The sequence below is a fragment of the Bacillus sp. J14TS2 genome (assembly GCF_018333015.1).
Taxonomy (GTDB): Bacteria; Bacillota; Bacilli; order Bacillales; family Bacillaceae_C; genus Lederbergia.
On sequence record NZ_BORE01000003.1, the window covers coordinates 116501 to 131075 of the forward strand.

Annotated in this window: 9 protein-coding genes and 1 pseudogene; 9 read left to right on the plus strand and 1 reads right to left on the minus strand. The window is 36.1% G+C overall.

Going from position 1 to position 14575, the window contains the following annotated elements; genetic code table 11:
- Positions 1-14 precede the first annotated feature (14 nt).
- From KI375_RS05480 to KI375_RS05520, 9 genes and pseudogenes are all read left to right on the plus strand, one after another.
- Positions 15-1025, plus strand: coding sequence for a glycoside hydrolase family 43 protein (locus tag KI375_RS05480; RefSeq protein ID WP_212972524.1), 1011 nt, complete (start codon positions 15-17; stop codon positions 1023-1025).
- On the plus strand, positions 1012-2286 hold the full coding sequence (locus KI375_RS05485; protein ID WP_212972525.1) for an ABC transporter substrate-binding protein: 1275 nt from the start codon (positions 1012-1014) through the stop codon (positions 2284-2286). The genes KI375_RS05480 and KI375_RS05485 overlap by 14 nt, the downstream gene beginning before the upstream one ends.
- Positions 2287-2504: 218 nt before the next feature.
- The gene (locus KI375_RS05490) at positions 2505-4112 is read left to right on the plus strand and encodes a type 2 periplasmic-binding domain-containing protein (RefSeq protein WP_212972526.1); all 1608 of its coding nucleotides are present in this window, start codon (positions 2505-2507) and stop codon (positions 4110-4112) included.
- Positions 4113-4209: 97 nt separating this feature from the next.
- Positions 4210-5184, plus strand: a complete 975-nt coding sequence (locus KI375_RS05495; protein WP_212972527.1) for an ABC transporter permease — start codon at positions 4210-4212, stop codon at positions 5182-5184.
- Between the two features lie 132 nt (positions 5185-5316).
- The gene (locus KI375_RS05500; protein WP_374706814.1) at positions 5317-6180 is read left to right on the plus strand and encodes a carbohydrate ABC transporter permease; all 864 of its coding nucleotides are present in this window, start codon (positions 5317-5319) and stop codon (positions 6178-6180) included.
- A 100-nt stretch (positions 6181-6280) separates the two neighbouring features.
- A pseudogene (locus KI375_RS05505) lies at positions 6281-7542 on the plus strand (glycoside hydrolase family 27 protein).
- A 70-nt stretch (positions 7543-7612) separates the two neighbouring features.
- Complete coding sequence (locus KI375_RS05510; RefSeq protein ID WP_212972529.1) at positions 7613-9988, plus strand: glycoside hydrolase family 127 protein; 2376 nt, start codon at positions 7613-7615, stop codon at positions 9986-9988.
- 25 nt (positions 9989-10013) lie between these two features.
- On the plus strand, positions 10014-10847 hold the full coding sequence (locus tag KI375_RS05515) for an AraC family transcriptional regulator (protein ID WP_212972530.1): 834 nt from the start codon (positions 10014-10016) through the stop codon (positions 10845-10847).
- A 178-nt stretch (positions 10848-11025) separates the two neighbouring features.
- Positions 11026-12933, plus strand: a complete 1908-nt coding sequence (locus KI375_RS05520) for a glycoside hydrolase family 127 protein (RefSeq protein WP_244852314.1) — start codon at positions 11026-11028, stop codon at positions 12931-12933.
- A gap of 243 nt (positions 12934-13176) precedes the next feature.
- On the opposite strand, the gene KI375_RS05525 is transcribed toward KI375_RS05520, so the two are convergent.
- Positions 13177-14283 (minus strand): GntR family transcriptional regulator, encoded by a 1107-nt coding sequence (locus KI375_RS05525; RefSeq protein WP_212972532.1) that lies wholly within the window; start codon positions 14281-14283, stop codon positions 13177-13179.
- Positions 14284-14575: the final 292 nt, after the last annotated feature.

Sequence of the window (14575 nt, forward strand, 5' to 3'; positions counted from 1 at the left end):
AGGAGAGATAGATAATGTCTTCAAATAGATATCCTACACCACTTCTAAAGAAACAAGCAGATCCATGGATATATAAACACTTGGACGGTTATTACTACTTTACCGCCTCATCACCAGAATTTGATCGTATTGATCTTCGTAGAGCAAAAACGATCGAAGGTCTAAGAGCGGCTGATTCCATCACTATTTGGGAAAAACATGAATCGGGACCAATGAGTGAATTGATTTGGGCGCCGGAAATCCATTATATAAGCGGAAAGTGGTATGTTTATTTTGCGGCTGCTGCGACTAAAGATCCTCATCCGGAACACAATACTTTTCAACATAGAATGTATGTACTTGAAAATGGGCATGCCAATCCGCTGGAAGGAGAATGGGCGGAAAAAGGGCAGGTTAAAACCCTTTGGGAAACGTTTGCTCTTGATGCGACCGTTTTTGAACATGATGAGAAGATTTATTATGTTTGGGCTCAAAAGGAACCAAACATTGCGGGACACTCGAATCTATATATTTCAGAAATGGAAAATCCATGGACATTAAAGGGGCCACAAATACTATTAACGAAACCAGAATTTCCATGGGAAAAAATCGGCTTTCTTGTGAATGAAGGTCCAGCTGTTTTAAAAAGAAATGGAAAAATTTTTATCACCTATTCAGCAAGTGCTACAGATGAGAATTATAGTATTGGCTTACTAGTAGCTGATGCAGATAGTAATCTATTAGACCGAACATCCTGGGAAAAATCAAAAACACCGGTTTTCCGAACATGTGAAGAAAACAAGAAATATGGACCAGGTCATAATAGCTTTACAGTATCAGAGGATGGCACAGAAGATATCTTGGTGTACCATGTACGCGATCAAAAAAATGACGAAGATACTGAGGATGCCTTACATGATGCTGGTCGTCATGCATGTGTTCAGGCATTTGAATATGATAAATATGGCTATCCAAAGTTCGGTCAACCTGTCAGGAATAATTCAGAGTTGAAAAAACTAAGGAGATGTGAAAATGAAAAACTTTAAAAGATTAACTACCTTATTATGTATTTGCATTTTAGTTTTTGGGGTTGCTGCCTGTGGAGGGAAAGATAAAAAAAATGCTGAGAAGGAAGGAGAAATTTCCCTCACTATGTGGAATGGTTTTACAGCATCTGATGGAGAAATTCTTAAGGAGATTGTAAAGGATTTTAATGAAAGCAATGATAAAGGTATTACTGTAAAAATGGATATTATGACTTGGGCTAATCTTAATGAGAAATTGCCATCTGCGATTTCAGCAAAATCAGCTCCAGATTTTATTTTATTAAATTATGGTGATTTTGCACAATATGTAAAGAATGGTGCTGTACAACCCTTAGATGATTTCTGGGAAGTAGATGGAGTCAATAAAGAGGACTTTAGTGACACGGCCATGCAATTAGGACAAATTGATGGTGGACAATATTTTATTCCTATGCAAGTACAAGGGATGTATTTATTTTGGAATAAAGATCTCTTTGAAGCAGCTGGATTAGATCCAGAATCCCCGCCAGAAACATGGGACGAGTTAGTAGAAATGGCTCCTAAATTAACAGATACTTCAAAAAATGTATCTGGTTTCGCCCTACCAAAAGAGGGAAATCCAATTCTTTATAATTGGATTCTAGATAATGGTGGACAACTTGCCAATAATGATGGTACAAAATCGGCCTTTGCCTCTGATGAAACATTAGAAGTGTTAGAAAAGATTCAAACTATGATTCATGATCAAAAGGTCGGTCCTGAATCGATTTCAGGTGCTGAGGTGGACAATCTGATGAACGCCGGGCAACTTGCAATCGAAATTAATGGTCCTTGGTTAAACAACGGGTTAAAGAAAAATGAAATTAATTATGGTGTAAAGACACTACCATTGGGAAGTGATGGCAAAGAGCAAGCTATACTGGATGGAGTAGGATTTGGTATTCCATCTAGTACAGATTCTAGTAAAAAAGATGCGATCTATGAATTTATTAAATTCTGGAACACTACAGATATAGGGAAAAAGTGGAGTCTTGAAAATGGGTTCCCACCTTATTTAAAATCGGTATCTGAAGATCAAGAGATAAAAGATAATGAAATAATCACAGAATTATATAAACAGATTGAATATGCTGAACCATTTATGCCAGGATCCTATAAAATCCCGAGTATTAATAATGACGTAATAAACCCAATGATTGAGAAGGTATTAGCAGGAGAAGATCCTAAGAAATTAATGGATAAAGCAAATGAAGAAGTGAACAAAATTTTATCAGAAGACTAGGAAGTTGATCCTACAGATCTCTACATGCAAAAATAGTAGATATTGCTGTTATCTAAAAAGAGTTGTCCAGAAAGTTATTTTACTGACTTTCTGGAATCTCCTTTTTGATTTATTAGGATCAATTTAGTAATGGGGTTGGTGAAAATTCGATAGCTTCACTCAAAGAAGAAAGCGTTAACTTATTGTAAGGTTATTAAAATTTATCAGGGGGAGATTGAATGAAAAAAACGTTTATGTTGTTGGTTGTATTTTGTTTAATTGGGGTGCTTTTTTTAACAGCGTGCAATAAAGAGAAAAAAAGTGCAGTAACAGATGATGGGAAAGTTGTGCTTACAGCTCTTATTACTAAACACCCATTAACTAAAAGTGTTAAAGATATGGAATGGTTGCAAGAGGTAGAGGAGCGCGCAGGTGTGAAGATTAAATGGGAAGAAGTTTCTGCCGATTGGGACCAGAAAAAGGGAGCAATGCTTGCTGGTGGGGATATACCAGATTTAATCATTGGACCGAATGCCATTACGGATGCGGATTTTGCAAAGTTTACTGGTTTATTTGAAGATATGTCTGGATTAATAGAGGAACACGGACCCAATATACAAGCAATGTTTGATCAAAAGCCACTTACTAAAGAATTATCTACTCAGTCAGGTGGAGAAATCTATGGATTGCCTAAGTACCAAAGATTCTGGCCGGAGACAGCTACGATGCAATTTATAAACAAAGAGTGGCTTGATAATTTAAATCTTGATGTTCCAACTAATTGGGATGAATTATTTGATGTATTAACGGCGTTTAAAGAGCAGGATGCAAATGGAAATGGAGATCCAAATGACGAGATACCTATGGATTTTGCCCCTGTTGGTACAGGTGGTTTTGGTTATTTTCAACCGACTGTTTTATTAGGTAGTACAGGCATGACGATTACTGGTGGTGGGGGGCAAGGATATTTTCTTGAAGATGGTGAGGTTAAGAATTTCTTTGTCGACGAGCGTTATAAAGAAGTTGTAACCTTTTTAAATAAGCTATATAAAAATGGGTTGATTAACGAGGAAGCATTTACACAGGATTATACAAAATATCAATCTGTTGCTCGCGGCGAGGGAGATGTAGCGAAAGTAGGATATACGTTTGGATGGGAAAGGACAGATCGTTTTGGCTTAGATATTGCAGATCAGTATGAATCTTTTGCTCCGATGAAAAAATCAGCCGATTATTCAGGAGAAGTTTCCTGGACATATGATTATAATGAATTGAATTATGGGGTAAATTTTATCCAAATGTCATCGAAAACCAAGGATAAAGAAGCAGCAATGAAATTTATTAATGAATTGTATGATCCTGAAGTGAGTATGCAGGTGCTTTTTGGCTCAATTGGTCCTAATATTCAGGAAAATAGTGATGGGACGTATAAAGTATTACCTCCTGAAGACGAAACCATGGATCCTGGGACTTGGAAATGGACGTCAACATGGGCTGATAATGGTCCTATGTATATAGCTGATTCAATTGAACTTGAACTTGGGGAAGATATGAAAGCCGTAGGAGAACAACAGGAACCTTTTACAAAAACTTTTGAATCATTAAATATTGAGGAAAACGTGTTGCCTGGTATGTTTTTAAAATATAGTACTGAGGATAATAATAAAATGGCGTTGGTCAATACTGATTTAATGAATTTAAGTATGTCGAAATTTGGAGAATGGATAACAAAAGGCGGAATTGAAAAGCAATGGGAGCAGTACGTACAAGAGATGAAAAATATTGGGCTTGATTCAAATATTGACGTGATACAAAAATATTATGATGAATATAAAAGTAAGCAATGACTTGAATAAATGATAAATTGAAGATATGCAATCTAACCCGTTTTTAAGGAGATATTTGTAGTTGAAAAATATCTCCTTAAACAAAGGAGGACATGCTATGGCAGTTATAAATTCCCAAACTAAAAGGCAATCGTCTACTGATTCAATCATTAATGTGAAAAGAAATAAACCGACAATTGGAAATACATTTAAGCGGGATTATCAGTTATGGTTATTAATTTTGCCTGCGATTGTTTGTGTTTTGATATTTAATTATATTCCAATGTATGGTATCCAATTAGCATTTAGAGAATATGACTTCACCGCTGGATTAACAGGTGGTGAATGGGTTGGATTGAAATATTTTTCGCAGTTTATAAATAGCCATATGTTTTGGGATTTAATTAGAAATACGCTTCTCATTAGTATCACCACAATTATAGTTGGATTCCCTGCTCCGATTGCTTTAGCCTTATTAGTCAATCAAATTAAGTGGAAAAAAGGGAAGAAAATACTGCAAACAACTGTTTATTTACCTCACTTTATTTCGATTGTAGTGCTTGTGGGGCTATTGAATGTTTTGCTTTCTCCAAATACTGGAATTATTGGTCTTGTAATAAGTGCTCTTGGATTTGAGAATTCTAATCTACTTGCATCTGTTAGAGCTTTCGTACCTGTGTATGTTCTTTCCGACGTTTGGCAACACGTTGGTTGGAATAGCATTATTTACTTAGCGGCCCTTTCAAGTGTAGACCCTCAGTTATATGATTCTGCTAAAGTGGATGGGGCAAGTAGATGGCAAATTATAAAAAATGTAGAAATACCTGCAATTATCCCTACGATAATTATTCTCTTAATTCTTAATATGGGTTCAATTATTAGTACAGGATTTGAAAAAATATTTCTAATGCAAAATTCATTAAATTTGCCGATCTCCGAGGTGATTGAGACGTATGTCTATAAAATTGGGATTATTTCAAACCAATTTAGTTACGCAGCTGCTATCGGATTGTTTAATACGTTGATTAACTTCTCATTACTATTAGTAATGAATTACATTGCAAAACGGGCATCAAAGATAAGTTTGTGGTAACTTACACAATTGTGTTGCTAAACCTATTTAATTTCCAATCAATTGGTAGTATATGGATATGGAAGAGTCGAAAGGAGATAAAAAATGACTGCTGTTTTGCAAAAATTAAAAACCAGGAAAAAGTCAGACTTAATGTTTGATTTTATTATATACTTCATTTGCATATTAGTGTTTTTTATTGTGGCCTATCCACTTTATTTTATTGTCATAGCATCTGTCAGTGATTCCACGCTTGTTTCAACAGGAAAAGTTTTATTGTTTCCGAAAGGGTTTAGCCTATTTGGTTATCAAGAAATATTTCAAGACTCTAGAATTTGGATTGGATATCGCAATACTTTAATTTATGCAATCGGAGGTACTTTGATTAACTTGCTCTTCACTTTACCAGCTGCTTATGTATTATCTAGAGAAGAGTTTAGGGCAAGACGCATTTTAATGTTTTTCTTCATTTTTACGATGTTCTTTAGTGGCGGATTAATTCCAACGTATTTATTAATGAAGGATCTAAGTATGATTGATACAATGTGGGTATTTATATTCAATCCTGTTACTGTAAATATATTTAACTTGATTATTACTCGCACCTTCTTTGAAACGACAATACCGAAAGAAATGTATGAGGCAGCTACGATCGATGGATGCTCACACTTTAAGTTCTTTGTTTCTATTGTATTACCTTTATCCAAGGCTGTTATTTCTGTAATTGGTCTTTATTATTTGGTCTGGCACTGGAATGATTTCTTTACAGGTTTAATTTACATTCGAGATTATAGCCTGCAACCATTACAAATAATTTTAAGAGATATTCTATTATCAAACCAAGTATTTCAAGAAGGAGCTGGAAGTGGAGGAACTGGTGGAGGCTATGCACAAAGATATGCCGATCAGATTAAGTACGGAGTCATTATTGTTTCATCATTACCTATTTTAGTTCTTTATCCATTCATGCAGAAGTATTTTGAGAAGGGTGTTATGATTGGTTCAGTTAAAGGTTAAGAGACCGATGGAAGATAAAGAAAGCCGAATCTATAGGTAAGGAAAGATGAAGGTACATAAGTAATGTTATATAAAATCAAATAATAGAAAGAGGGAAAAAATGTCACATTTAGAATTTGCTAAAACTCCACCCATGGGATGGAATAGTTGGGATTGTTATGGTGCATCTGTACGTGAAGAAGAAGTAAAGGCACATGCTGATTTTATGGCAAAATATTTAAAAGAATTTGGCTGGGAATATATTGTCGTCGATATCCAATGGTCAGAGCCACAAGCGAACTCGACACATTATAATGCTTTTTTCCATTAGAAATGGATAAATATTCACGTTTGATACCTGCTGAAAATCGTTTTCCAAGTGCTAGTGAAGGAGGAGGATTTAAAGTTTTAGGCGATTATATTCACAAGTTGGGCTTGAAATTCGGTATCCATATTATGCGAGGAATCCCGAGACAGGCAGTTCATCAAAATACAGCGATTAAAGGCACACATAAACGGGCTCGGGATATTGCTTTGAATAATATTTGTCCATGGAATTCTGATATGTATGGTGTGAATGTTGATATGGAGGAAGGTCAATTATACTATGATTCTTTGCTTGAATTGTATGCAGAGTGGGGTGTTGACTTTATTAAAGTTGACGATATCGCGAATTCATATTTATATGGTGGTGCCCATCGTAAAGAAATCGTAGCGATCCGCAAAGCAATCGACAAAGTTTCACGGCCTATCGTTTTATCTTTATCTCCAGGTCCTGCACAACTAGAAGATGGATCATTTTTGCAAGAACATGCCAATATGTGGAGCCTAACGGATGACTTTTGGGATCATTGGCCAGCACTCTATCATATGTTTGATAGAACTGAAAAATGGGCACCATTTGTTCGTCAAGGAAATTGGCCGGATTGTGATATGTTGCCACTTGGACACATCGGTATTCGTGCAGTAGATGGTGGAGGAGGAGATAATTGGACACGTTTTACAAAAGAAGAACAATATCTTTTGATGACTCTATGGACTATTTTCCAATCACCGTTAATGTATGGCGGCACGCTACCAGATATCGACGAATTCACATTGAGCTTATTCACGAATCGTGATGTTTTAGACATGTATCAAACATTAACCGATCGTCGTCAATATTATCGAGATGATAGTTGGATTGTTTGGCATGCTAGAAATGATCAAAACGAGTATTTTGCATTTTTTAATGTGAGTGAGGAAGAGTTGGAAGTACCAAAAGAAATATGGTCAAAACTTCTGAAGCCAAAGGAAATAGTCAAAGACTTATGGCGCCAGCAAGAAATGACTATGCCAAATCAAAACGTTGCAAGTCATGGAGTTCTACTTGTTCGCAAATAAGGTTTAGTAGCTATATAGTCAAGCATGTACAACAAAGACATTGATTATCTGGTCTAAAGGAGTTTTATAGATGAACACGATTAAAACAAATGCGATTACGATCACAGATTCATATGTCAAAAGAGCGCAGGATCATCTTGTGCAATATCTATTGAGTATGAAATCGGAAAAATTTTTATTTGAAGTGTTTAAAGTGGCGGAGTTAAAGCCTTTGACAAAGAAGGGATATCAAGGGTGGGAAAGAAGTGACCAAATTAATTTCAGAGGGCATTTCTTTGGGCATTATATGTCAGCTCTAGCTTTAGCTTATCATGCCGAGAAAAATAATTCCTTGAAAAAACAAATATTGACACAAATGCAGATTGCGATAACTGGTCTCGCCCAGGCACAGGAAAACTATGCTTTTCTTCATCCTGAAAGCGCCGGTTATATCTCGGCTTTTCGAGAATCCGCGCTTGATGAGGTAGAAGGAAAGAGCATTGCACCTGAAGATAAAGAGAATGTTCTTGTCCCTTGGTATAATTTGCATAAAATTTTAGCTGGTTTATTAGATATTCATGAATCCCTAAAAGGAATTGAAGAAAAGGCAAGCCAAGTGGCACTAAAAGTTGCCAGTCAATTTGGTGATTATATCTATAATCGTATGATGAAATTAGTGGATAAAAACAAAATGTTACAAATTGAATATGGCGGAATGAATGATGCGCTCTATCATTTATTTGAATTAACAAGCAAGAAAGAACATATGATTGCGGCTACTTATTTTGATGAGGATGAATTATTTAAGCAATTAGCAAAGCATGAAAATGTCCTTCCCGGAAAGCATGCGAATACGCAGATTCCAAAATTAATTGGTGCATTAAAAAGATATCAAGTTTTTCAAAATGATGAATTTTCTTCATTCCTTCCCGAGGATGAAAAAGAAAAACTCTCAGTCTATTTTGCGGCTGCAAAAAATTTCTGGGATATTGTCGTGCAAAATCATACATACTGTACAGGTGGAAACAGTCAAAGTGAACATTTCCATGAACCAAACACCCTTTATTATGATGCGGAAGTTCGGAAGGGGGATTGTACATGTGAAACCTGCAATACTCATAATATGCTAAAGTTAACGCGCAATTTGTATTTTCTCACTAAAGAACCGAAGTATTTGGATTACTATGAAAAAACATATATTAATGCCATTCTAGCATCGCAAAATCCTGAAAATGGGATGATGATGTATTTTCAGCCAATGGGAGCTGGTTATAATAAAGTATACAACCGTCCATATGATGAATTTTGGTGTTGTACAGGAACAGGGATAGAAAGCTTCGCGAAGCTAGCTGATACTTATTATTTTCAAGAGGATGATCATGTATTCGTTCATCTTTATTTCTCAAATGAGGTAAGTATAACGGATAAGAATATTCGTCTAGTTCAAAATTCTGATCGGAAGAATAGTATATTTAAGCTTACGACAAGTTCCATAAGTGGAGAAGAAGTGAAGCCAATCTATCTAGCATTACGGATTCCCGCTTGGACGGATGGATTTGAACTTTTTCATAATGATGTCAAGGCAAATTATGAATTGAAAAATGGGTTTGTCTTTCTAGAACAGCCTGTTGGAGAAAATGATACCATCATGATTAAGCTTGCTCCTTACTTAAAAGTAGTGTCGACCAAAGATAATCCCGATTATGTGGCTTTTGAATACGGCCCATATGTACTAGCTGGTGGCCTTGGGACCAAAAACATTTCTGCTGATAACCCAAATGGAATTATTGTTCGTGTGGGCACGAAGGAACGCTTATTATCCGATACATTAACGATGACTGTAGAGGATTGGCGGGAAAACTTTCCAAAATATATGCAACATATTGAACGGGAAGATAAGCTTTTCGCTTTTCAAATGAACAATATTGAAGAGTCAATTATTTTTACTCCCTACTATGAAATGCACGGGGAACGCTATGGAATTTATTTTAAGTTATTAAAGGCAGGTTCTAAAGCAGCTCAGGTTGCAATTAAACAGAAAAGGAAATTGTTGCGAGAACAAGAGCGGATTTTAGCTGAACTACATAATTTTGATGAAAATAATAGTGAATACGCGAAAAAGCTTACTTATCATCAATCCGAGGTAGGAGCATTTTGGGGCAAGCGTTATCGGAAAGCTTTTCAAAATGGTTGGTTTAGCTATGAATTTACTATTCATACAAAGGATGATTTTTATTTGCAACTAGACTTTCATCGGGAAGATACTGGTAAACAAATGGATTTAATTTTGAATGAGCATAAGGCACGGACAATGATTGTCAGCGGTAATGTGGAAGGTGAATTTATATCCCAACAAATCTTGTTGGATAAAGCCCTTTTATCAAATGAAGGGAAAATCAAATTAACTTTTAAAGCGATTGAGGAAGAAACACCGAGGCTTTTTGGAATTACCTTTTTAACTAGATAGAAGAAAAGGTCGCAAAGAGGTGGTTGTGCTGAATTTTTCAGATGTGTTATGTTTGAAACGAGAGAATGTCCACTTTCATTGGTGTGGATATTTTCAAGCTAAAGGGCCCTGGAAACATGACGAGCGAATCAATTCTGACTATGAATTAATGATTGCTACTGAAGGTGTACTTCAACTAGTAGTAGAAAACAAAAAAATAGAACTACGCCCTGGAAACATGCTATTAATACCTCCAAATACATATTTTGTAGGCGTTGGTGCTGCTACAAATCTAGGTTTCTATTGGGTTCATTTTGAAGCAACTAAGCCGGAGTCCTCTATTTCAAACCATGCAACAAGATTATGGAAATTACCGGTTTTTTCAAAAGAATTACTTCTTGATAATGAGTTACTGTTAATCCAGCAAATGCAAACGATTAAGCAGATGGACTTTTCCGATTCTGCACTTATTGATGCATACTTACACACTTTGTTATTGAGTATTAGTGAAAAATTCCAGCAACCATTGTATGTAAAAAAAGACAAACATTATTTAATTGATTACATCAAAAATTATTTACGGTGGAATTATCAGAGAATGATTTCTGTGGAAGAAATTGCTAATTATTTTGGTTATAACAAAGCATATATTTCCAATCTTTTTTCTCGTGAATCCGGGGAAACAATAACCCAGTATTTAAATACTATACGCTTAGAGGCTGCTAGACAGTCTTTATTAACGACAAATGCCAGCATACAACAAATTGCTAATCAAAATGGCTTCGAAGATGAAAAATATTTTAGTCGAATTTTTTCGAAAAAATATCAACGATCGCCATTCGCTTATCGAAAGTGTTATGGACGGATTGAAAAAATGTGAAGCAATGATGCAGGAGGAACGTTACTGAAGAAGAGTAGCGTCCTCTTTTTTTATATAAAAACTTAGATAAAGTACAACACCTAGTTTTTATCCACCTTTTCTGTTTTTCTCTCTAACTACATTATCTTCCGTAACAATTAAGATAGGGTAAACAATTAAGGAAATGAGGGACGAAAAAATGAAGGCTGAAACAAAGATGACAAACGGATTTTGGAATACCTATCAAAATGTTGTAAATAAAAATGTAATTCCCTATCAATGGCGAGCGTTAAATGATCAATTGGATGATACGGATCCTAGCCATGCCCTTAAAAATTTCCGCATTGCAGCAGGGTTGGAAGAGGATGAGTACTATGGCATGGTCTTTCAAGATAGTGATGTATACAAATGGTTAGAGAGTGTCGCATATAGCCTGAATAATCATCCCAATGCTGAATTAGAAACTCGTGCAGATGGTGTGATCCATTTAATTGGGCAAGCCCAGTTGGCGGATGGCTATATAAATACATTCTATCAAGTAAAAGCAGGATTAGAAAACCGTTGGACAAATGTGAGAGACAACCACGAACTATATTGTGCTGGACATCTGATTGAAGCTGCAGTAGCATATTTTGAAGTTACAGGAAAAGATGCTTTTTTAACAATTGCTAAAAAATTTGCTTATTATATTGCAGAGGTTTTTGGACCAAATGAAGGACAAATTAAGGGGTATCCAGGACATGAAGAAATCGAATTAGCGCTTATTCGCCTATTTTTAGTGACGAATGATAAAAGGTTTCTAGATTTAGCTACTTTCTTTGTTGAAGAAAGAGGAAAAAAACCGCATTATTTCGATTTAGAAGCGGAAACGCATGGAAGGAATTCGCAAAACTGGTGGCATGGCAATCATGACTATTCTCAAGCACATACGCCTATTCGTGAGCAAAAGGAAGCGAAGGGTCATGCTGTTCGGGCGATGTACTTCTATACGGCAGTTGCTGATTTAGCACGCTTAAATCAGGATGAATCGTTAGCTAAGGCTGTGAAAATTTTATGGAATAATGTCGTCAAGCAAAAAATGTCTATTAATGGTGGAATTGGAGCTAGTGCATGGGGAGAAGCCTTTGCAGAAAACTATGATTTACCAAATGATACTGCTTATAATGAAACTTGCGCATCAATTGGATTAGCATTTTGGGCTAAGCGCATGTTAGAGCTAGAAGTAAACGGTGAATATGCTGATGTTTTGGAAAATGCTGTTTACAATGGTTCTTTATGTGGGATGGATTTAAACGGCGAGCGCTTCTTATATGTGAATCCATTAGAAATTAACGGAGAAAATGCCTGTAAACGACGCGATCATTCACATGTTACGCCAGAACGAAAAAAATGGTTTAATTGTGCATGTTGCCCACCTAATTTAGCGCGTTTAATTGGTTCTATCGGCGCCTATTTTGTCAGCAATAAGGAAGATCACTTACATCTTCATATGTATGGCGAAAGTGAAACGAGTTTAGTGTGGCAAGGGCAAAAAGTTGTTTTGCAGCAGGAAACATACTATCCGTTTTCCGGTGACGTTAAAATTACTTTCTTAAGCGATCAATCAGTTCAAGGGAAAGTTAGTTTGCGCATTCCTGCTTGGTCAGAAAAGACAAACCTTAAAGTAAATGGTGAAGTGGTACCAGTTCATATACACAATGGGTATGTACTACTTGACCGTACTTGGGATAATCACGACATTATTGAATTAGGATTAGATATGGAACCACGACGAGTTTTTGCCAATACGAACATTACTGAGGATATTGGCAAGACTGCTATAATGCGGGGACCACTTGTATATGTTGCGGAAGAGACAGATAATGGCCGTGATTTAGGCACGATTTGGTTAGCAGATGCCCCCATTACAACAGAAAAAAACGAAGAACTTTTACCTCACGCGGTTTATTTAAAAACGGCTGGGAAAAAATTAGTGTCTAATGATAATGCTACTTATAGTTACCAAAAACCGAGCTTTAAAGCAATGGAAGTAACCTTTGTTCCATACTTTATGTGGGGAAATCGCGGCTATGGTGAGATTCGAGTGTGGTTAAATCAAGATATTTAAAAAATAAACAGTCATGAGAATATGTTCTCATGGCTGTTTGCTACTATTTTTGTTAAGAAAACTATAAAATTCTTGGCTTGTGGATAAGTTATCATTTTGAGTTTTGTCGTCTAGCTCCAGCGCCTAGCCCCTCGAGGTCAAATAACCCTGAATCTATGAAGGGAAAAAGCCCCCTTCCTAGGTTCAGGAACATTTGCTTGTCGCCGATAGGCGGGCGCCCTGCGCTTTCCTTGATTGTTTCGGTTAAATGGCTTTCGTTGACTCACGAATAATTAATTCCGGTTCATACGTCACATTCTGTTTTTCGAATGTGTCTGGGTGTTCAATGGCCTCGACAATCCACTTGGCTGCGTCTATTCCTAATTGGGCCTTTGGATGGTTAATCGAAGTGATTTTCACCTCTGATGCTTCTGCAAGGGCAGAGTTATCATAACCAATGATGGAGATGTCCTCCGGAACACGGTATCCTTTTTCTTTTAGTATATGAATAATCTTTAGAGCAATTTCATCATTATAACAAACAACCCCTGTTGGAGTTTGTTCTGAATCAGCTAATAGATTTTCGATTTTTTCCTGAAAAACATTTGGTAAATCTTCGGTTGTATAGGAAATAACCGTATCATTTTGAAACGGAATTTGATGATTACGGAAAGCATTGATAAACCCCTTCATTCGGTAAATCCCCTGTAAGTCATCTGTTTTAAAAATCCCAATAATTTTATTATGACCAAGTTCAATTAAATGTTCTGTTGCCATCAATCCACCTTGTTCGTCATCCATTAAAATATAGGGAGGATTTAATTGGGAGTAATACTGGTTAATCATTAAATACGGAACATTTTTTTGTTCTAGTTCTAAGTAATAAGGAATATTGGGGTTATAGCCACTACTTTTCGTCGGTTCGATAATAAGTCCATCTACATTCCGCTCCAACATCGCCTCTAAACATTGCTTTTCTTTTTCCACTTCATTATTCGTGCTAGAAATAAATAAGGAGTAGCCTTTCGATGTGAGGTAGGATTCCATCCCCCTTATAATCGATGGAAAAATATAATCAGAGATGTAGGTTGTAATAATCCCGATATTTTTACCAGAACTTGTTGGTTTGGGAAAGGAGGGAGAAAGAGTCTCCGGTTGTTCTGCACAAAATGTTCCTGCCCCTTGTTCTCGATACAATAACCCTTCATGAACAAGTTCCCCAATTGCTTGTCTAATTGTATGTCTGCTTACTTGGAACATTTTAGAAAGTTCATTTTCGGAGTGAATTTTATCTCCAGGTTTGACCTTTCCTGCTTCTATCCATTCTTTAATTTTGTTAATGACCATTATATATTTCGCGGGTTGTGCCATAAATCTTTGCCTCCATGGGGTTCTCTGTCTGTTCTAGCTTTATTTTTAAATTTCACTTGATTGTACTGACAATTTTCCACAAGAAAATGTATGAGGTGAATTGTAGAATAATGTAGGGTGTCACACACCTACATGAAAATAAAGTATCATAAATGAGCAGAAAAGGAAAGATAATCATTTGGCTGTTGCATACAAGTTTAAAGAAAAAAGTTTGCTTATGTATTGAAAAAATATCTATACATGATAAAATGAAAAATAAGTTATACGTACAAGTTATGTTTAAAAAGTGTAT